The 17692-nt window shown below is 59.4% G+C and carries 24 protein-coding genes; 19 read left to right on the top strand and 5 right to left on the bottom strand.

Annotated features, from left to right (window positions below):
• Positions 1 to 226 precede the first annotated feature (226 nt).
• The 8 genes from H5P28_RS00950 to H5P28_RS00915 all read left to right on the top strand — a co-directional run bounded on the left by H5P28_RS00950 (position 227) and on the right by H5P28_RS00915 (position 7599).
• Positions 227 to 1219 (top strand): ATP-binding protein, encoded by a 993-nt coding sequence (locus tag H5P28_RS00950; protein WP_185673834.1) that lies wholly within the window; start codon positions 227 to 229, stop codon positions 1217 to 1219.
• Complete coding sequence (locus H5P28_RS00945; protein WP_185673833.1) at positions 1216 to 1419, top strand: hypothetical protein; 204 nt, start codon at positions 1216 to 1218, stop codon at positions 1417 to 1419. Before H5P28_RS00950 ends, H5P28_RS00945 begins: the two co-directional genes overlap by 4 nt.
• Positions 1416 to 1853, top strand: coding sequence for a DUF669 domain-containing protein (locus tag H5P28_RS00940; RefSeq protein WP_185673832.1), 438 nt, complete (start codon positions 1416 to 1418; stop codon positions 1851 to 1853). Before H5P28_RS00945 ends, H5P28_RS00940 begins: the two co-directional genes overlap by 4 nt.
• Positions 1840 to 3348, top strand: coding sequence for a DEAD/DEAH box helicase (locus H5P28_RS00935; RefSeq protein ID WP_185673831.1), 1509 nt, complete (start codon positions 1840 to 1842; stop codon positions 3346 to 3348). The genes H5P28_RS00940 and H5P28_RS00935 overlap by 14 nt, the downstream gene beginning before the upstream one ends.
• Before the next feature lie 35 nt (positions 3349 to 3383).
• Entirely contained in the window at positions 3384 to 5513 is a 2130-nt protein-coding gene (locus H5P28_RS00930; protein ID WP_185673830.1) for an AAA family ATPase, read from the top strand.
• 88 nt (positions 5514 to 5601) lie between these two features.
• Positions 5602 to 6021 (top strand): hypothetical protein, encoded by a 420-nt coding sequence (locus H5P28_RS00925; RefSeq protein WP_185673829.1) that lies wholly within the window; start codon positions 5602 to 5604, stop codon positions 6019 to 6021.
• Positions 5978 to 6685 carry a hypothetical protein gene (locus H5P28_RS00920; protein ID WP_185673828.1) on the top strand — a complete coding sequence of 236 codons (708 nt, stop codon included), beginning with the start codon at positions 5978 to 5980 and terminating at the stop codon, positions 6683 to 6685. The genes H5P28_RS00925 and H5P28_RS00920 overlap by 44 nt, the downstream gene beginning before the upstream one ends.
• A gap of 275 nt (positions 6686 to 6960) precedes the next feature.
• Positions 6961 to 7599, top strand: coding sequence for a hypothetical protein (locus H5P28_RS00915; RefSeq protein ID WP_185673827.1), 639 nt, complete (start codon positions 6961 to 6963; stop codon positions 7597 to 7599).
• A 3-nt stretch (positions 7600 to 7602) separates the two neighbouring features.
• On the opposite strand, the gene H5P28_RS00910 is transcribed toward H5P28_RS00915, so the two are convergent.
• On the bottom strand, positions 7603 to 7965 hold the full coding sequence (locus H5P28_RS00910) for a hypothetical protein (RefSeq protein ID WP_185673826.1): 363 nt from the start codon (positions 7963 to 7965) through the stop codon (positions 7603 to 7605).
• 63 nt (positions 7966 to 8028) lie between these two features.
• On the opposite strand from H5P28_RS00910, the gene H5P28_RS00905 reads away from it, so the two are divergent.
• The 6 genes from H5P28_RS00905 to H5P28_RS00880 all read left to right on the top strand — a co-directional run bounded on the left by H5P28_RS00905 (position 8029) and on the right by H5P28_RS00880 (position 11747).
• Entirely contained in the window at positions 8029 to 9840 is a 1812-nt protein-coding gene (locus H5P28_RS00905) for a terminase gpA endonuclease subunit (RefSeq protein ID WP_185673825.1), read from the top strand.
• A 75-nt stretch (positions 9841 to 9915) separates the two neighbouring features.
• The gene (locus tag H5P28_RS00900; protein ID WP_185673824.1) at positions 9916 to 10131 is read left to right on the top strand and encodes a hypothetical protein; all 216 of its coding nucleotides are present in this window, start codon (positions 9916 to 9918) and stop codon (positions 10129 to 10131) included.
• A gap of 20 nt (positions 10132 to 10151) precedes the next feature.
• A complete protein-coding gene (locus tag H5P28_RS00895) occupies positions 10152 to 10430 on the top strand; it encodes a hypothetical protein (RefSeq protein WP_185673823.1) in 279 nt (92 codons plus the stop codon).
• Positions 10431 to 10458: 28 nt separating this feature from the next.
• A complete protein-coding gene (locus tag H5P28_RS00890; RefSeq protein ID WP_185673822.1) occupies positions 10459 to 10797 on the top strand; it encodes a hypothetical protein in 339 nt (112 codons plus the stop codon).
• Between the two features lie 105 nt (positions 10798 to 10902).
• A complete protein-coding gene (locus tag H5P28_RS00885) occupies positions 10903 to 11265 on the top strand; it encodes a hypothetical protein (protein ID WP_185673821.1) in 363 nt (120 codons plus the stop codon).
• 38 nt (positions 11266 to 11303) lie between these two features.
• Positions 11304 to 11747, top strand: coding sequence for a hypothetical protein (locus tag H5P28_RS00880; RefSeq protein WP_185673820.1), 444 nt, complete (start codon positions 11304 to 11306; stop codon positions 11745 to 11747).
• A gap of 79 nt (positions 11748 to 11826) precedes the next feature.
• Here H5P28_RS00880 and H5P28_RS00875 read toward each other — a convergent pair whose 3' ends face one another.
• Complete coding sequence (locus H5P28_RS00875; protein ID WP_185673819.1) at positions 11827 to 12264, bottom strand: hypothetical protein; 438 nt, start codon at positions 12262 to 12264, stop codon at positions 11827 to 11829.
• Between the two features lie 135 nt (positions 12265 to 12399).
• Here H5P28_RS00875 and H5P28_RS00870 point away from each other — a divergent pair, with 135 nt between their 5' ends.
• Positions 12400 to 13725 (top strand): site-specific DNA-methyltransferase, encoded by a 1326-nt coding sequence (locus tag H5P28_RS00870; RefSeq protein WP_185673818.1) that lies wholly within the window; start codon positions 12400 to 12402, stop codon positions 13723 to 13725.
• Here the strand turns inward: H5P28_RS00870 and H5P28_RS00865 are convergent.
• Positions 13691 to 13966, bottom strand: a complete 276-nt coding sequence (locus tag H5P28_RS00865) for a type II toxin-antitoxin system PemK/MazF family toxin (protein ID WP_185673817.1) — start codon at positions 13964 to 13966, stop codon at positions 13691 to 13693. The genes H5P28_RS00870 and H5P28_RS00865 overlap by 35 nt on opposite strands.
• A 37-nt stretch (positions 13967 to 14003) precedes the next feature.
• Positions 14004 to 14237 (bottom strand): type II toxin-antitoxin system RelB/DinJ family antitoxin, encoded by a 234-nt coding sequence (locus H5P28_RS00860; RefSeq protein WP_185673816.1) that lies wholly within the window; start codon positions 14235 to 14237, stop codon positions 14004 to 14006.
• A 66-nt stretch (positions 14238 to 14303) separates the two neighbouring features.
• Here H5P28_RS00860 and H5P28_RS00855 point away from each other — a divergent pair, with 66 nt between their 5' ends.
• The gene (locus H5P28_RS00855; protein WP_185673815.1) at positions 14304 to 14558 is read left to right on the top strand and encodes a hypothetical protein; all 255 of its coding nucleotides are present in this window, start codon (positions 14304 to 14306) and stop codon (positions 14556 to 14558) included.
• Positions 14555 to 15973 (top strand): phage portal protein, encoded by a 1419-nt coding sequence (locus H5P28_RS00850; RefSeq protein WP_185673814.1) that lies wholly within the window; start codon positions 14555 to 14557, stop codon positions 15971 to 15973. The genes H5P28_RS00855 and H5P28_RS00850 overlap by 4 nt, the downstream gene beginning before the upstream one ends.
• On the opposite strand, the gene H5P28_RS00845 is transcribed toward H5P28_RS00850, so the two are convergent.
• Positions 15970 to 16440 carry a hypothetical protein gene (locus H5P28_RS00845; RefSeq protein ID WP_185673813.1) on the bottom strand — a complete coding sequence of 157 codons (471 nt, stop codon included), beginning with the start codon at positions 16438 to 16440 and terminating at the stop codon, positions 15970 to 15972. The genes H5P28_RS00850 and H5P28_RS00845 overlap by 4 nt on opposite strands.
• A 46-nt stretch (positions 16441 to 16486) precedes the next feature.
• On the opposite strand from H5P28_RS00845, the gene H5P28_RS00840 reads away from it, so the two are divergent.
• Both H5P28_RS00840 and H5P28_RS00835 read left to right on the top strand, forming a co-directional pair.
• Positions 16487 to 17284 carry a S49 family peptidase gene (locus tag H5P28_RS00840; RefSeq protein WP_185673812.1) on the top strand — a complete coding sequence of 266 codons (798 nt, stop codon included), beginning with the start codon at positions 16487 to 16489 and terminating at the stop codon, positions 17282 to 17284.
• Positions 17281 to 17691: a hypothetical protein gene (locus H5P28_RS00835; protein WP_185673811.1), complete on the top strand. Its 411-nt coding sequence runs from the start codon at positions 17281 to 17283 to the stop codon at positions 17689 to 17691. Before H5P28_RS00840 ends, H5P28_RS00835 begins: the two co-directional genes overlap by 4 nt.
• Position 17692: the final 1 nt, after the last annotated feature.

The raw sequence follows: 17692 nt of genomic DNA, 5'->3' as shown, positions 1-17692 counted from the left end.
ACGTATGCCCCCAAGAAAGCCCTTTCGTTGTTCACGGAGGGACTTTTTTGCATACCGACTTCGGGATGTTCAGAGAGCATGGGCATTTCGCCTGTATGTAACCGTGGCTACGCGCCGTTCTAGGTCGGTATTTTGATGAGGCATGGTTGACACCGACCCCGTTACGCCCCGGGCAACTTCTGTCCATGGGTTCCGGGCATATCCGGGCATTCAACCGCCAGTAACCATGCAAGATAACTCCGCAACGGGCCTGCCGCTTATCACCGGTAAGGTCGAAAAACCTCAGCGGGTCGTCATCTACGGCCCCGAAGGCATCGGCAAAAGCACGCTCGCCGCCGCTTTCCCTGAACCGGTCTTCCTCGACACCGAGGGCGGCACTATCCACCTGAACGTTACCCGTTTTGCCCAGCCGCAGAACTGGGAAGACATACTCGACCTCATCGTCCAGCTTGGCCAGAGCGATCACCATTTCCAGACGCTGGTCATCGACACGGTGGACTGGTTGGAGCGCCTTCTGATCGAGCACATCTGCCGCAAATCCCATAAGGACGGCATAGAGGATTTCGGGTATGGCAAGGGCTACACCTATCTATCGGAGGAATTCTCGCGTTTCCTCCAGTCGCTAGAAGCGCTCCGCTCCCGGGGCATGCACCTTGTCATGGTGGCTCATTCCACCATCCGCAAGTTTGAGCAGCCCGACGCCGCCGGGGCCTATGACCGCTACGAGTTGAAGCTCTCCAAGCAGTGCGCCCCTCTCATTAAGGAATGGTGTGACCTGCTTCTGTTCGTGAACTACTTCACGAAGGTCACGGAGACCGATGGAAGAAAGAAGGCTGTCGGCGGCAAGGAGCGCCGCATCTACACTGCCCATTGCGCGGCCTTCGATGCCAAGAACCGTCACGGCCTCGATGATGTGCTTCCGATGGAGTTTGAGGCCATCGCTCATGTCTTCCTTGCAACGGGAACACTGCCTGCTCCCAGTGCGACCCCGTCCACCCCTCCCGCCAGCGGCAAGCCTGCCACTCAGCAACAGATCAAAAACATCCAGGGTCTCTGGCAGCAACTTGGCTGCGGGCAGGAGCAAATGGCCAAGCTGTTCCAGTGGCTAGATGCCGAGGCGTTGGAGGGCGCGGAAAGCTGGGACGATCTCACGATGGAACAGGCCGCCCGGGCCATCAGCTTCCTCTCGAAGAAAGTTTCCGAAGGAGGTGTGGCATGATGGAGGAAGACTTTTACGCCTATGAGCAGCGGGCCGAGCGCCTCCGCGACTACGATCCCGACCTCAGTGAGGCCAGTGCGCTGATGCAGGCCAGATTTGAGGCTCATGGTTCCGGTTCATGCCGGAAAGCAGCGAAGACGGTTGAATCTTCAGCCACCCGGCTGCCCGCCCCCAACTCCAACCCCTCTTCACGGTCATGAAGTACACCTCTCAAAATGCCGACAACCTGCCGCGCTTCGTGCCCAATGGCGACTACCTCGTCACTGTGATCGAGGCGTCGGAGACCCTGTCCAAGGCTGGTGACGAAATGATCAAGCTGAAGCTCGAGGTGGAAGGACACGGCGTCTACCTCTACGATTACCTCGTCGCGACCGAATCGAGTTTCTGGAAGATCGATACCTTCCGCAAGGCCATTGGCGACCGGGTGGTCGAGGGCGAGGAAGTCGAACTGAACGCTTCCGCTCTCGAAGGACGTCAGGGCCATGCCCGGCTTCGCATCGAGGAATACCAGGGCAAGAAGAGCAACAAGGTGGAGTTGTGGATCACGGACAACGTGCCGACTACCACCCTCAAGACAACCCCGCCCGCTACGGCTCAGGCACAACCGAAGGAGGACGAAGATGTCCCGTTTTGACCTTCGCCCTTACCAGCAGGAGTTCCTGTCAGCGGTGCGTCGCGATTTTCGGGAGCATGACCACATCCTCGGGGTTGCGGCCACCGGCGCGGGCAAGACGATCCTCGCTTCTGACCTGATGCGCGGCTGGAACGGCAATTGTCTGTTCCTTGCCGACGCGCAAGAACTCGTCCGCCAGAACGCCGACAAGTATTTCGGGTACGCCGGCGAATTCGCCGGTATCGAAATGGCCGACTCGAAGGCGCTCCTCGGAGACCGGGTCGTGGTGGCCACAACGCAGAGCATCTGCCGCCGCTTGGACAAGTGGCCACGGGATTACTTCGGCCTCGTGATCGTTGATGAAGCCCACCGCAACACGCTCGGGGCGATGGCCGCGCAGGTGCTCTTGCACTTCGAGTCGGCCAAGGTGCTCGGGGTGACAGCCACCCCGTTCCGCTCCGATCGTCGCCAGCTGGGCAGTTTCTATGAAAAGATTTCCGTCGAGATCGGTCTGGCCCGTCTGATCAAGGAGGGCTGGCTTTCGCGCATCGTCATCAAGAGTGTGCCCCTGCCGGTGGACTTGTCGCAGGTGCGCACCACGGCGGGCGATTACAACGAAGGCGATTTGGGCGATGTGATCATGCCCCACTTGCGTCAGGCGGCTCGGCTCATTGCGGAGCACGCTACCGGGCGTCGCACTGTGGCCTTCCTGCCCCTCATCGCCACCAGCCAAGCTTTCGTGAAAGCTTGCCGCGAGGAAGGATTGCGTGCCGTCCACGTAGATGGCAACGACCGCGAGGGACTGCGGGCTTATGAGCGCGGGGAATATGATCTCGTCTCCAACGCCTCCCTCCTGACGACCGGTTGGGATCATCCCCAGACCGATTGCGTCTTCATCCTGCGCCCCACAAAAAGCCTGTCGCTGTTTCAGCAGATGGTGGGGCGCGGCACGCGCATTGCCGAGGGAAAGGAAAACCTGCTTCTGCTCGATCCGTTGTTCCTGAGCGACGATCATTCGTTGATTCGCCCGGCCCGCCTCATCGCCCGTTCCGAAGAGGAGACGACCGAATTAAGCGAACGTCTTTCGGGCGGCGGCGAAGTCGATCTGCTGGAGGCCGAAGAAGAGGTGGAGGAAGTGCGCCAGTCCCGGCTGGAGGAACGCCTCGTTAAGGCCGCTCGCCGGAAGGCCCGCACCATCGATGCCATCGAGTTCTGCCTGAGCCTCAAGGCGGTGGAATTGGCCGACTATGAGCCGGAGCTGCCTTGGGAAGGCAAGCCGCCCAGCGACCGGCAATTGATCACACTAGCCAAGGCGGGGTTCGACACCGATTGCGTGAGCTGCCGGGGACATGCCTCGAAGATCCTCGACCTTTTGTTCATGCGGCGCGAGCACGGCCTGGCTACTCCCAAGCAGTTGAGCTGGTTGCGGAAATTTCACTACCCGGAACCGGAGTTGGCCACCTTCGAGGAAGCCCAGCTTTTCCTCGATGAACATTTTAACCGGAAGGCGATGTGATGACTTATCGTTACACATCGAAGGGCACTTCCGAGATGCCATCCGACTTTCGGCAGGTGGCCGAGGGCGTTGTGGGGCCGGTGGACTGGACCTATGAGCATTCGGGTTATTGCCAGTGCCCCGGTGCCCACAAACATACGACGCCGAGCCGCGAACGCGACTGCCGGGTCTATCTGGACGCCGAGAACGGCTACGCCCCGACGATCCACTGCTTCCACGACAGCTGTAAGGAGGAAATTGCCGCCGCCAACTTTCGGCTGCGCTCCACTATTGGTAAAGTCGCGTTTCGGGCGGGTGATCATCATAACTTCACCCGCCGTCAAAACGGTTTTGACAGCGGGAAGCCCCCCTTTGAAACCTTCCTCAAGGCGTGCTTCAAGGCCGATGATATCCTCTCGCTCGCGCCGGGAACCTTGCCCGATGGCGAGACCCGTGCCATCCCCGAGCACGGCGGCATCAACGTCTTCACCCGCGACCAGTGGTTGGAGCGGGCGGCGGGCAAGGGGGGCATTGAACGCCTGTTCTCCACCCGGCACGGTCTCTACATCCGCATCAACCCCGTCACGCAGAAATCCAACGGCACGGATAAGGATGTGACGGCGTACCGGCACACCCTGATTGAGAGTGACCGCATTCCCAAGGGCGAACAGGAACGCATTCTGCGTGACAGCGGCCTGCCCATTGCCGCGTTGATCGATTCGGGCGGGCACAGCATCCATGCCTGGGTGCGGGTGGAGGCGAAGACCCGCGATGAATACCACGCCCGACGCGAACGCCTCTGGCAGTCACTGCCCGAAGGCTTCGTCATCGACAGCCAGAACCGTAATCCCTCGCGCTTTTCGCGTTGTCCAGGGGGACGACGCGGAGATGCCGTTCAGAAGCTCCTTGCCGTGAACCTCGGGCCACCGTCCTTCGAGGCATGGGAACGCGAGTGCGACGGGCTGGGATTGGCCGATCCCCTACGGGTGTCCCAACTCGGGGACTACGATACCGGCAACGACCCCAACAACGTGCTGGGCAACCGTTGGCTGTGCCGGGGTGGGAGCCTCGTCATTGTGGGCCAGTCCGGCATCGGAAAATCATCCTTCTCCATGCAGCTCGCGGTCATGTGGGCGCTGGGCTTACCCGTCTTCAACATTCGCCCCGTGCGCCCGCTCAAGAGTTTCATCATTCAGGCCGAGAACGATATTGGCGACCTCGCGGAGATGTACCAGGGCGTGCGTATCGGCATGGGCCTGAAGGACGATAACAGCCACCTGCTGGAAGAGAATATCATCTTCTACCGCGACACCATTCACAGCGGTGCGGACTTCGCCAAGACAGCCGACATCCTCATTCAGCGTCACAAGCCGGACCTCGTCTGGGGAGACCCGCTCCTCAATTACATCGGGGACGATGCCAGCCAGCAGAAAGTGATTTCAGAATTCTGCGGGCGACAGTTGAATCCGATCTCCGAGCGCACCGGCATCATCTGGTGCTTCATGCACCACACCGGCAAGCCGCCGTCCGACTCGAAGGCCCGTAGCCATTGGACGGGCTCGGATTATGCCTACAGTGGCCTTGGCTCGTCGGCCCTGACCAACTGGGCGCGGGAAGTCGCCGTGCTCATGCGGGCGAAAGCGCCTGAGGGCCAGCCGCCCACGTTTCGATTTGAGTTGTGCAAACGTCGCCGCCGGGCGGGGATGACGGACACGCAGGGCAACACGACCGAGGCCATCTTCGTGCGCCACGGGCAGACCGGGATCTGCTGGCAGCAATGCGCAGAGCCGCAGGATGAAGAGTCGGCAGGGAAGTACACCGTCGGCGGTAAATCGTCCTCTGGAGGCCGTCCCAAGGCCGTTGCGCCCATCGTGGAATTCGAACGGCTAACCCGTCTTACCCGTGAACGTGAGACGGCTCTTGCTGCCAAATACGACATCTCCACCTCCACCGTTCGCCGTCGCTGGCGCGAGTACCAGCACGAGAATTCTCGTTGCTGTCAAAACCCGTCGTCAAAACCTTCTTACTTTCGACAGCCGCTGTCAAAACCCTCTACTCCCCCCTTAAGGGGGAGTAGTAGGGGTATTTCTGACAGCAGGCAAAACCCTAACCCTTCCGTGACAGCGACGGGAGGTTTTGACAGCGGGGAAAAACCGGAAAGGCAGGTGGGCGATGAGCCGTGGTGATTACGAAGATCGCCAGCGTGAGCGCGATCGTGAGTATGCCGACGCATGGGCCAAGCTCTCGCTCCGGGAGCGCAGACAGCTCGCCAAGATGGGGATCACTGGCCCGGACCTGCCCGTTTACCACACCGGCAAACACGATCAGGACACGCTGCTGGATCGCTGCGGCTCCCCTGTGGTTGCCTCAGTTGATGACGAGGATGTCCATCGGCCTGAGACTGACTTCGGCATGGCCACGGTGGCCCGGCGGATCGTTGGTGAACTCCTCGCGCAGGACAACATCCGCTTGACCGCCGAATGCCTGGCCGTGGTGACCGGTGTGGCCTATGGCGGGAACTCCATGACCGACATCGCACGGAAGTATGGAGTCACCCGTGCTACCGTCAGCAAACGCTGTGTGGCGATCTCCGATGCGCTCGGCCTTCCTCCCTCGCGGGCTCAGCGCAAGTTGACAGCGCGTGCTGTTTATGAGCGAAGAGCACGAGACTGCCATCATCGAGATGACCACTGAATCCTCCGCGTATCGCATCAGTCCTGTTGGCATCGAGTTCCTGTGTGAACTCGACCAGCAGGCCTGGTCCGAACTGGGTGCCAAACTCGGGAAAGCCGGTCGTTCCATCGGCTTCTTGATTGGCGACTGGCTCAACTACGGAGAGGGCAAGGGAGAGTGGGGTAACGCCTACGAGAGCGCCATGCGCATCACCAAGTTGGATTATGGTGTGCTCAGACATTATGCAAGTGTGGCCAAGAACGTCCAATTGTTAACGCGCGTTAACAATTTGAGTTGGGATCATCACCGCAAAGTTGCTCCCCTTAAAACGGAGGAGGAAAAACGGAAATGGCTTCAGGTCGCTTTGCAGGAATGCGACAAGCAAAACGGAAAACCGATGTCTGCCCGCCGTCTGGCCAAGTCCATTCTCCTCGGACGCGTGGCCAAGGTTGAGGAAATGTCAGTCCCGCCGAATGATCGTGGCATTGACAATATGAGTCCCCACGTGACGCGCATCGTTGTGCTGTGGGGAAAGCTCAAACGCTCCGGCTATCTTGAGAACACGTCCATCGATGACATGCTTGATCTTATCGATGAGCTTCAACCGGTGGTGGATATCGTTCAGGAACTGCATGAGGCGGTCTCCGAGGCAGGGGGTGGGTCAGCGGGGTCCCATATCGATTGATGCTCGATGGGGTCCGCCAGCAGCGCCGCGAAGTAGAGAGAGACCCCTTTTTTCGCGCTTTACACTTTCACGCAAAAGGCGGGAGGCCCCGAAAGCCTCCCGCCTTTTATTGATGAGGCATGCAGGGTGACAGACGCGTTTCCCGGTATCGAGAAAGGTGTAAGATGTGTAAAGTAAACCCTGTAAAGCTTTACACCTTCTACGCGGGTGGAGTGTAAAGCGGCCTCGGTTGGGTAGAGGGTTCAGATGGGGGCCGTTGACAGTCTCTGTTCGGTATGGAGACCTCCGACATCCCCGCCAAAGCAACGTCTGGCATTACCCCCGAAGTGGCCGAACGCATCCTCGCCAAGGACTACGCCAACATCGTCAAGAAGGTCACGGAGGGCAAACCGCTCTCGAAGACCGAACGCGATTTGATTCAGGCCAAAGCCGAATCCGTGGCGGACGATTCGATCACGGTGGCAAAGGATTTGACCGAGTTGGCAACGGTCCTCGGGGTTAGTCGCCAGACGGTTCATGCGTGGCGCAAGCTGGAGGGTGCCCCTGCCCCGGCTGCCAACAGTTCACACTCGGTCATTGAGTGGCGTCAGTTCATCCGGGATCACAACCTCAATCCGGGCAAAACCACCACCGATCGTCAGGAGGCTTTGAAGGCTCGCAAGCTGCTGGCCGAGGTTGAGCAACGCGAGATTCGCACCGCGATCTTGAAGGGCGAGTATGTGGCGTTGGAACAGGTTCGTCTCGAGTGGACCACACAGGTGGGCAAAGCCATCGCGCTGATGCGGGCGAAGTTCGAGTCGGAACTGCCGCCGATCCTGTCCGGGTTGGACGCCATCGCCATCCAGCGCGAGTGCGCTGCCGCCATTGATGAGGTCTGCGAGACCCTGCACAGCGGTGGGAACTGCACGCCGTAGCAACTATTCTGTCATCTTCTTGACCCAGTCGGAATACTCACGCTCGTCTTTCTCCACTAGCCTCTGATGTTTCTGCGGATCGTTTTTCTTTAAGCTATAGTTTCGAGACTGCTGTTCATACTCGGCCATCACTAAAAGGTCTCGATAGTCACTACAGGCAATATCTACGAATCCCTGTAGTTTTTCAACGTCAGCCTGAGCTACCTTGATTATTGCGGCTCGGACACGGGATATTTCTCGGTGAAAATCTTCTGTTCCGTATTTACCGAGAAGCGCGATAGCTCGGGAACGTATGTCGGCATCTGGAAACGCTTTTGCGATAACCTTATCCAAGTCTTCGTATGAATTGATGGTGGAAGAGGACATCTTCTCAAATAGAATATAATCGCGGTTTCCTTATCAAGCTTGCGTTGACGCCCTGCCTTGTGCGTGGAGTCTCTTTCAAGTATCTGGCGCAATGCCTGGCGTTCCCCGGACCGACGTCCGCCGTGGCAGTGGTGCGAGGAGTACATCCCGGCCATCCCGTATTCGCCCATGCCGGGACGTTTCCGCTCCGACAATTCCCCCTGGCTGCGGGAAGTGATGGAAGCAATCGTCGATCCGCAGGTGCGGGTGGTGTCGATTCTCGCGTCCATCCAGTCCTCGAAGACGACGGGGCCGGAACTGACCCTTTGCTACATCATCGCCAACCTGCCCGGCCCCACACTCTGGCTGGACCAGACCGACGAGGACGCCAAGGACCAGTCCGAGTCACGCCTTCAGAAGCTGTTCGATGAATGCGAGCCGGTGAAGGCGCTCTTTCCTGCCGACCGCCACAAGCGTCGCAACACCACGATTCACTTCGCCAACGGCATGACGCTGTGGGTGCTGGGTGCCCACAACAAAACCAACCTGCAGCGTCGGTCCATCCGTTGGCTGATTGGTGACGAGACGTGGCGCTGGCCGCAGGGCCACATGGCCGAGGCCGAAGCGCGTGTGACGGCGTTCGGCTGGCTGGGCAAGTGCATCTTCCTCAGCCAAGGCGGCGAGGAAGACGACGACACCCACCGCAAGTTTGAAACCACCGACATGCGCGAGTGGACTTTCGTCTGCCCGCAGTGCGGTACCCGTCAGCCCTTCCTGTGGGAAAACGTCGAATGGTCAAAGGACTGCAAGGACGCGCAGGAGCAATATGACTTTGAAAAGGTCCGGTCCAGCACCGTGCTGCTCTGTCCGCACTGCCAGCATGAGATTGCGGACTCAGACGAGCACCGCCGCAAGCTCAACGCCACCGGGCAGTTCGTTGCCCAGAACCCGAATGCCGCCCGGGAAAACATCGGCTTCCACTGGAACAGCCTGGCGTCCATGTCGTGGGGCAAGTTGGCTGAGCTTTACCTCCGCGCCAAGCTCGCCTCCCGCAAGGGTGACACCTCCCTTCTTCAGCAGTTTTACCAGAAGCGTCTCGCGCTGGCGTGGAGGGAGTTCGTCGAGGATTTCAAGGTGGAGATTGCTACCAGCGCCTACTGCTTGGGCGAGGACTGGTCAGACGAGGCCGCGCTCGGTTCGCGTGGCAAAGTGATCGCCGCCCCCTTCCCTGATGGCGTCACACTGGTGCCCCTGCGTTTCCTCACCGTGGACGTGCAGATGGACCACTTCTTCCTCGTGGTGCGTTCATGGTCCGCCGAGGGAGCGTCGCGCCTGCTCTGGTGTGAGCGCGTGGTCACATGGGAGGAACTCGAAGCGATCCAACAGCGTTTCCGTGTTCACGACAGCCTGGTATTCGTCGATGCCGGGTACAACAGCTATGAGGTTTACCGCCAGTGCGCCCGCCACGGTTGGACCGCCCTGATGGGTGATGCCCACAGCACCTTCGTTCATAAAACACCGCAGGGTTCGGTCCAGCGGTTCTACTCGCCGGTGCGGCGGATCGCGGTGTCGCGGGGGCTCGTCTGCCGGATGCATTACTGGTCGAACCTCCAGATCAAAGACGTGCTCGCCCGCCTGCGCCGGGAGCATACCGCCGATGGCTCTCCGCTGTGGCAGGTGCCCGGCGACATCCCCGAGGACTACCTCCAGCACATGGAGTCCGAGCAGCGCGTTAAAAAGAACAGCAAGTGGATTTGGGAGCAGATCGGCAGCCGACCGAACCACCTCTTCGACTGCGAGGCCATGAGCGTGGTCGCCGCCGTCATGCTCAAGATTATCGGGCGCGAAGCGGTCGCCGTGGAGGGAGAAGATAAATCTGCAAATACTTCAATATAAACGAGTAATAGCCTTGATGGCTTCGCGCATCAGAGCGTCTATGCGTTCAGAAACCACAAGCCATTGGAGAACAACATGAAGCAGAACGCAAACACCCCCATGACCCGCGACGCCCTCCACGCTCTGCCCGCCGAAGCCCTGACGCAGATCCGCGACGCCTACTACAAAACGGGCGAAGGGATTTTGAGTCTGGCCGACAGCGCCAGCCACCTTGGCCCGCAGGAACAGGAAGCCATCCGCAACCTGCGCCGCGCCTTCGAAGCGCTCGATCACCTCGGCGTCAACCTCTGAACCGAAAAGGAAACACCGCCATGAACGATTCCCGTAGCACCTTCACTCCGCTTTGCGCTCGCAAACCCACCACTTGGGACGAGTGCCCCCGGCACCGCCACAGCGAAATGCCCGAATGGCAGCGCAAACTGATCGGCAAGCTTCCGATGATCGGAACCGACGCCGCCTCCCCGATGGAGGCTTTCCTCGGGGATAACCCACCCTTGGAATGCTTCGTCGTGATCACCGGCGGGCGCTGCTTCTACGTCAACTCCGAAGGCTACAACTACGCCCGGTACGCCTTCCGTATCGACGGCTGAATACGATCATCCCAACCCGCGAACGACTATGAACGAAGAGCACAATCCAAACATGGAGAATAAAATGGAGCAGATCCCTGACGCCAACCCTGCAGCCGCGCCGACCGAAGATTACTTCGGATTCTACGGCTACATGAACCGGATCGCCAAACTCGACGCCACTCAGGCTTGGCAGACAGCTTTCGAGGTCCTTCGCGCCTCCCGGTGGAAACCCACCGACATAATCATCCGCACTTTCCTGCGTAGCTACGCCGGGTACGAATTGGGATCGGTCAGCAACCGCTATGTGGGAACGTTGGCTGAGCGCATCCGGCAAGTCCTCGAAGAAGAGTGGGTCGCACAGGAATTCGATCACATTGGGCTATGATTTTAAAAAGTCACAAATACTTAAATATGAATGAGTAATAGACTTGATAGCTTCGCGTATGAGAGCGTGTATGCGTTCAGAAACCACAAACCATTGGAGGACAAGATGAAGCAGAATAGCACCACCCCGAACGCCAACTACACCACCGCCCCGAGCGAGGATTCCTGGGGTTTTTACGGTGTCGTACAACACAACGAGCACATGAACGAAGCCGAAGCCGCGCAGGCCTTTGCCGACGCGTTCGAGATTTTCCGCAGCGCCCCGTGGCAGCCGACCGACATCGCGATCCGCAACTTCCTGCGCAGCCGCTGGGGACGCCACTTTGCCGACTCCACCAGCTTCTACGACGGTTCGTTTAAGAGCCGCATCCAGCAGGCTTCGGGCGAAAAGTGGGTCGCGCAGGAATTCGCGAGCCTCGCCCGGCAGGGCTTCGACACCGAGCTTTTCGAAGACGACGACATCGCCTGAGACCATCACCACAAACCAATCACCAACGTATCAATATCATGAACTGGACCACCAAGACCCTCAACAAACGCGAAGTGCTCGTTAGCGGGGAGTTCAGCATCATCCCTTGCAAAAACGGACGCCAGCAATTACGCGAGTCCGGCAAGATGCGCGGAACCTTTACTGACGCGGACGCTGCCAAGGCGCATGCTGCCTTCATTATGGACCAGCGCAAACCGCCCGCCGCCAAGCGTGAACGCAAGGGCGGCGGTTCTGTCTATCCGAAGATCCTTGGCTTCTCGGCCTGCGCGGTTCTGAAGGCACTTGGACGGGCCGGGGTCAAATACCCCGAGGCCGACGCCATCCTCAAACGCCACGGTATCGAAATGCCCAAGGCTTCCGTCAGCGTCCAGTTGGGCTTCGGGCGCAGCGAGCATACGTGGCAGCGCCACGGCCAACCCGCCCCGCTCACGCCAGAGCAACTCAAGGCATTGAGGCTTTAAGACTAATTTTGTTAACCGTGTAAATCAATGGACGACGCCTTTTTAGGAACAATTCAGAAGCATTATCTTAGCGATATAATCAAAGCCATCCACGCTCTTTCATTTGATTCAATGCCCATGCGTCAGCTTCATTTTCTGACATAGAAGTTGTTTTCATGTGCTTCAGAACTACATGGCCTAGCTCATGAAGGAAAATGAATTCAAAGACCCTTTCAGGAGTCCATAACGAATCTTTGAATCCTTTTTGAGCCAGCTTGATCCTTTGCTTACTTTTACGAAAGCCATCGATATCCAAGTCCATTCTTATAAACATATCAACTCCAGTTTCCCCACTTTCTTCATCATAAAAAAGAACGCACATGCCATATGTGTCGTCGTCAGGGTGGGGTGATTTGCAACCGGCTTCCAACCGCTTAGCGCAGAAATCTTGATAACTATTACAAAAGTAGATTTGGCTTGGAGGGCGGCAAATGTGACAGAAGACGTTCGTAAGAGCTTCTTGCAGGTAGAGGGGCATGATATGCATCTCGAGAAAATCTTAAAAAGTCATATAAAAATCAAAAAGATTATATTGGGGTAAGAGTGTAGCTGTAATGCCTTCGGTAAAATCCGAAGTAATAGCGAGGGACACGTTGACATCACCAGCAACGGCATGAGCGATACGCCTGCCGTTGCCATTTACTGCGCCCACACCGAGTTGGTCGACATCGACAAGCTCGTCGAAAATCCCCGCAATCCGAACCAGCACCCCGAGGCGCAGATCGCGCTCTTGGCGAAGATCATCCGGTCACAGGGGTTCCGTAATCCGGTCGTGGTCTCGAAGCGCTCGGGCTTCATCACCAAGGGTCATGGGCGACTGGCAGCGGCGCGGTTGCTGAAGATGCCCCGTGTACCGGTGGATTATCAGGACTACGAGTCCGAGGCGGCGGAATGGGCTGACATGATTGCGGACAACCGGATCGCGGAACTGGCCGAAACCGATGACGACGCGCTGAAGGCGCTGCTCAAGGAACTCGACGGCCAGATTGATCTCGACCTGACCGGCTTCGATGAGGATTCCCTCGACGACATCCTCGACCGCTTGGAGACCTCGGAAGACGATACGAACACTATCCCCACGCCGCCTGTCGATCCTGTCACCCAACCCGGCGACCTCTATGAACTCGGCCCCCACCGTCTGCTCTGCGGCGACTCGACCGACCCCGAGCACGTCAAGCGCCTGATGAATGGCGAACGCGCCATCCTCTTCGCCACCGACCCGCCGTATCTCGTCGGCTACGACGGCACCAATCACCCTGGCACCCGCCCCAAGACGAATACCGACTGGTCGGAGACCTACGGTCCCACGTGGGATGAGGCCGACCTTGAGCGCAACAACGACCTCTATGACCGTTTCATCAAGGTTGCTGTCGAGCACGCCATCGAACCCTATGCCGCCTGGTATTGCTGGCACGCCAGCCGTCGTCAGATGATGGTTGAGCAGGCCTGGGAAAAGAACGGCGCGTTCGTCCACCAGCAGATCATTTGGCACAAGCCCAACCGCCCGATCCTCACCCGCTCATGGTACCTGTGGGCTCACGAGCCCTGCTTCTTCGGCTGGGTGAAAGGCCAGAAACCGCCCCGCGCCGACAAGGAATACCTGCGCTCGGTCTGGGACATCGAAGGGCTCAACAACGACGAACGCCCGGATCATCCCACTCCCAAGCCGCTGGAGTGCTTCGCCATTCCCATGCGCCAGCACACCCTCCGGGGCGAACTCTGCTACGAGCCCTTCAGCGGGTCCGGCAGCCAGTTGATCGCCGGGGAGCAACTCGGACGGCGGGTCTTCGGCATGGAGATCAGCCCGGCCTACTGCGATGTCATCGTGAGCCGTTATCTCGCCCTTGGGGAAGGTCGCCGGGTGTTCTGCAACGGGCAGGACGTGACGGAAAGATTCTTATCCGTCACAGATCAAGAAGCTCACGAACCGCAGCCTTGACCTCATCATATTGCGCGGTGGTCAGTTTCCCGTATTTCCGGGTCAGCTTGTGCCGGTCGAAGCTCGCCAGCCCTTGGACGTTGACCGCCGAAGGCTTGGGGAGCCACCTGGGATGGCCCAGATCGACCTCGCCGCGCAGGCCGCGAATCTGCGAGGTCAGCGGCGCGACCACGACGAGCGCACGGGCATCATCGGGCTCGGGATACGACAACACCAGCACCGGACGACCTTTCTCGATCATACCGAGATCCGCGAACCAGACCTCCCCCGGCTTGGGCTTAGTATTCACCGAGGGCATCGTTCCAGTTGCGGACCTGTTCCTGATCGGAAATCAGGCGTTCGGGCTGCGCGGTGACCGCGAAAGGCATGTCTTGGCGCAGGGCGACCTGGGCCAGAAACACGTTGATCGCGTCACTGGTTTTCATGCCCAGCCGCTCGAAGACCCGCTCGGCCTTGCGGTAGCGGGCGGCATCGACCCTGGCCCGAACTAAAGTGCTGGCAGTTTTGCTCATGACTCAAATGTGCTCAAAAAGGCTCAAAAGGTCAAGCCGCCTGTTGACAGCGCCCCATGGGCAGTCATGCCGCAGATTGATTACAGCATCGGTTTCACCGCCGCCGAGGTCGAGGAAATCCTCGCCATCCAGAAGTCGGAACTGAAGAAGACGCTCTCGGCCTACGCGGACAACGGGTCCAGCGTGACCAAGCGGCGCATCGACGAAATCCACGCGGTAATCGCTGCCTGCCAGCGTGCCCTGCAGAAGCTCGACCCCGCGAAGTATCCGCCCACGGTTCGGGTTGGAGCCTCGTATGTTGACAGCGATCTGGAGCTGTGAAGCTCCTCGAACGTCTCGGTCGCCTCTTCGGTTCCAGTTCTTATGAAAACGCCAACACCTCTCGTCGGCGCAGCCAGGTGCCGGGAGCCGCGCCCACGGACGCCAAGAAGGAATTGAGCAGCCACACCCGGCGCGAGTTGGTGCGCCGCTCGCGCTACCTCAACAAGAACTCGGGCTTTGCCCGGGAGATGGTGGCGGACATGGCGATCTACTCCACGGGCGACGGTATTCAGCCGCAGGCCATGACCGACGACCTCGAGTGGAACAAAGCTGCCGAGGACTACTTTTCCCGCTGGGCGGCACGGGCCGAGATTACTCAGCGCTTCAGCTTCGAGGAATGCCAGCACCTAGTCTGCCGGGGGTTGGACGTGGACGGAGAATTCTTCTGCCTAAAAGTGCGCGACCGCTTCGGGCGTCCGCGCCTGCAACTGATCGAGGCGCACCGCATCGGGGAAGGATTCGCGTCGAGCGAAACCGCCGATGGCATCCGGCTCGATGCTTACGGGGCTCCCGTTGCCTACCGGCTGATCCTCGACGACAACACCGCCCGCGACATTCCGGCCCATGCGGTCATGCACATCTTCGAGCCGGAGTCGGCCAGCGGTGTGCGCCAGCCGCCGACCTTGCAGCATTCGATCAACCACATCCTCGACGAGATGGAAATGCTCGCGCTGGAAAAGCACGCGGTGAAGGACAACGCCGACATCGCCCGCATCATCAAGCGCGAGAACGGCGGGCTGGAAGAGCTTTCAGACTTTTCGGTCGATACCGGCTCGGAGGATGCCCCTCCCCCGAGCGATCCGGTCAGTCTGCAACGGATCGTGGGCGGAAAGATCGTTTCTCTGCAGCCCGGCGAATCGCTGGAGAGCTTTCAATCGAATCGACCCAGCCCCGTCTTCACTGGATTCTTGGAACACCTGAAGCGAGATTCCGCCGCCGGGATGCTGCCCTATGAGTTCGTGCTCGATGCTGGTAAGATCGGCGGCGCGGGTGTGCGGCTGATCGTGGCCAAAGCTGACCGACGCTTCAGCTACCGGCAGATGATCCTTATCCAGCGGCTACTGCGTCCGACCTGGGGCTACGTCATCGGGGACGCCATCGACCGGGGCGAACTCGCTCCCGCCAAGAACTGGAACCGCGTCGGCTGGGTCTGTCCGCGCCGGGTGACGGTCGATGCGGGGCGCGAGGCCCAGCAGAACCGGTCCGATGTGGAGACCGGGCTCAAAACGCTATCGGATCACTATTCGGAACTGGGCATGGACTTCCGCGAGGAACTGGAGCGCCGGGCGCAGGACGCCAAGGCCATCATGGAAGCCGCCGAGAAGTATAGCGTGCCCGTGAGTATGCTTTGGAAACCCAGCGGCACACAGATGGTGGCAAGTGCAGAGAGTCGATCAGAGGAATCAGGGAGCTAGGCATTCCAACGCGATTCTAGAGCATTATAGTCGGGGATAACGTTTTCACGCACGTAGGGCCCGAACCATCTCCCAGTGGGTTCCTTCGGGAATAACCCAGCCTTTTGAAGCTTTTCCATATGCTCCTTCAGCCCCCTTATCTTACGGTTTGAGTCTTGTGTGAAATAATTTTGGACGGCTCCAACGAAGACTATCAATTCGTCCGGGTCGATATATCGTTCAGAATTCCAGTCAGCCAGGGATATCTCGGGGACAAGAAAACAATACGACAAAGCTCCCCAATTCCATGCAGAAGCGAGCTGCCAGTATTCACTAGTTTTATCGTTACGGTACAAGGCGTGTTCACCATCGGTGTGCTTGGCTATAAGCTGAAGCTCACCGATGATGCCCTTTGTTTGTTTTGCACGCCGCGAGATTGTATCACGTCGAAACTCAAGATGGGGGTATTTGGCAAGAGATGGTCCCATGAGCTTATTATTTTGGCTTCTTGCCTGTTGACAAGCTACCAATGGCGTGCCCTTCGCCCATGCCATTCTCCGTCACGATCCGCTGCTGATTGAGCCGCGCCTGCTGACAGCATTCGTCGAGCGCTGTGGCGGATTTTCCGATACGATCAAGGAATTGTTTGGCGAGCCGCCGCAGGCTCGGGTGGAAAACGGCATCGGGATCGTCCCGATCAGCGGTATTCTCGGTCAGGGGCTGATGCCGATTGAAAAACTCCTCGGGGCATCCGACACGGGGGAGCTGTCGGCCACACTCGATACTTTCGCCGCCGATCCGGATGTTCACGCGCTGCTGTTGGACATTGATTCGCCCGGCGGCACGGTGACCGGCATACCCGAACTGGCCGCGCAAATCGCCGCCTTCCCGAAGCCCACCTATGCCTTCACCGCGAGCGAAGCCTGTTCCGCCGCCTACTGGCTCGGGAGCCAGGCCACCGAGTTCCTTTGCACCCAGAGCGCCACGGTGGGCTCCGTGGGCGTTTATCTCGCAGTGCTCGACGCCTCGGACGCCTTCGCCCAGCGAGGGCTGTTCGTGGACCTGATCAAAGCGGGCACCTACAAGGCGGCGGGCATCCCTGGCACCAGCCTGACCGACGATCAGCGGGCGCTCTTGCAGGAGCGCGTGGACCAGATTCACGGGATGTTCAAGGACGCGGTCAGCGCCAAGCGCCGCTACGTGTCGGCCTCCGCATTGGAGGGACAGACCTTTTACGGGACGGAGGCCGCGAAGCAGAACCTCGTCACCGGCATCGTCCCCAGCCGTGCCGCGCTGATCGCCAAGTTGACATCAACCCTCATGCAATCATGACCCTCGAAGAAAAACTCACCGCCGCCGAGGCGCGAATCGCGGAGCTGGAAACCCAGCTCGAAGCTGAACGCGCCACTGTCACCACGCTGCGCGAGCAACTCACGCAGGCCGAAACCTCCCAAGCCGAGGAATCGGCGCTGGTCACGCAGTTGCAGGGCGACCTCAAGCAGGCCCGTCAGCAGCATCAGGACGCGCAGGCCACCGTCGAGCGTTTGCAGTCCGAGGCGAAAACCGCCGAGGCCCGCGCCGCCGAGATTTGCGCGAGTGTCGGGGTCGAGCCGCAGCCCGTCACCGCGCAGGGAGCCCCCGAGACCGGCGACCTCACCGAGCAGCTCAAGGCGCAGAAGACGCCCGCCGAGCAGACCGCCTTCTGGCGCAAATACAAGGACAAGATCCTCGGGCACTGAG

The sequence above is a fragment of the Ruficoccus amylovorans genome (assembly GCF_014230085.1).
GTDB lineage: Bacteria > Verrucomicrobiota > Verrucomicrobiia > Opitutales > Cerasicoccaceae > Ruficoccus > Ruficoccus amylovorans.
The sequence above is the reverse complement of the archived record's forward strand: the minus strand, read 5'-3'. Positions and strand labels throughout refer to the sequence as shown.

Coding starts and splice junctions, on each gene's coding strand:
- H5P28_RS00870 (WP_185673818.1), top strand. CDS start 12,400: ATGAGCGATACGCCTGCCGTTGCCATTTACTGCGCCCACACCGAGTTG.
- H5P28_RS00945 (WP_185673833.1), top strand. CDS start 1,216: ATGATGGAGGAAGACTTTTACGCCTATGAGCAGCGGGCCGAGCGCCTC.
- H5P28_RS00880 (WP_185673820.1), top strand. CDS start 11,304: ATGAACTGGACCACCAAGACCCTCAACAAACGCGAAGTGCTCGTTAGC.
- H5P28_RS00915 (WP_185673827.1), top strand. CDS start 6,961: ATGGAGACCTCCGACATCCCCGCCAAAGCAACGTCTGGCATTACCCCC.
- H5P28_RS00900 (WP_185673824.1), top strand. CDS start 9,916: ATGAAGCAGAACGCAAACACCCCCATGACCCGCGACGCCCTCCACGCT.
- H5P28_RS00875 (WP_185673819.1), bottom strand. CDS start 12,264: ATGCCCCTCTACCTGCAAGAAGCTCTTACGAACGTCTTCTGTCACATT.
- H5P28_RS00855 (WP_185673815.1), top strand. CDS start 14,304: ATGCCGCAGATTGATTACAGCATCGGTTTCACCGCCGCCGAGGTCGAG.
- H5P28_RS00865 (WP_185673817.1), bottom strand. CDS start 13,966: ATGATCGAGAAAGGTCGTCCGGTGCTGGTGTTGTCGTATCCCGAGCCC.
- H5P28_RS00950 (WP_185673834.1), top strand. CDS start 227: ATGCAAGATAACTCCGCAACGGGCCTGCCGCTTATCACCGGTAAGGTC.
- H5P28_RS00845 (WP_185673813.1), bottom strand. CDS start 16,440: ATGGGACCATCTCTTGCCAAATACCCCCATCTTGAGTTTCGACGTGAT.
- H5P28_RS00930 (WP_185673830.1), top strand. CDS start 3,384: ATGCCATCCGACTTTCGGCAGGTGGCCGAGGGCGTTGTGGGGCCGGTG.
- H5P28_RS00935 (WP_185673831.1), top strand. CDS start 1,840: ATGTCCCGTTTTGACCTTCGCCCTTACCAGCAGGAGTTCCTGTCAGCG.
- H5P28_RS00920 (WP_185673828.1), top strand. CDS start 5,978: ATGAGCGAAGAGCACGAGACTGCCATCATCGAGATGACCACTGAATCC.
- H5P28_RS00925 (WP_185673829.1), top strand. CDS start 5,602: ATGGGGATCACTGGCCCGGACCTGCCCGTTTACCACACCGGCAAACAC.
- H5P28_RS00910 (WP_185673826.1), bottom strand. CDS start 7,965: ATGTCCTCTTCCACCATCAATTCATACGAAGACTTGGATAAGGTTATC.
- H5P28_RS00835 (WP_185673811.1), top strand. CDS start 17,281: ATGACCCTCGAAGAAAAACTCACCGCCGCCGAGGCGCGAATCGCGGAG.
- H5P28_RS00940 (WP_185673832.1), top strand. CDS start 1,416: ATGAAGTACACCTCTCAAAATGCCGACAACCTGCCGCGCTTCGTGCCC.
- H5P28_RS00895 (WP_185673823.1), top strand. CDS start 10,152: ATGAACGATTCCCGTAGCACCTTCACTCCGCTTTGCGCTCGCAAACCC.
- H5P28_RS00885 (WP_185673821.1), top strand. CDS start 10,903: ATGAAGCAGAATAGCACCACCCCGAACGCCAACTACACCACCGCCCCG.
- H5P28_RS00860 (WP_185673816.1), bottom strand. CDS start 14,237: ATGAGCAAAACTGCCAGCACTTTAGTTCGGGCCAGGGTCGATGCCGCC.
- H5P28_RS00890 (WP_185673822.1), top strand. CDS start 10,459: ATGAACGAAGAGCACAATCCAAACATGGAGAATAAAATGGAGCAGATC.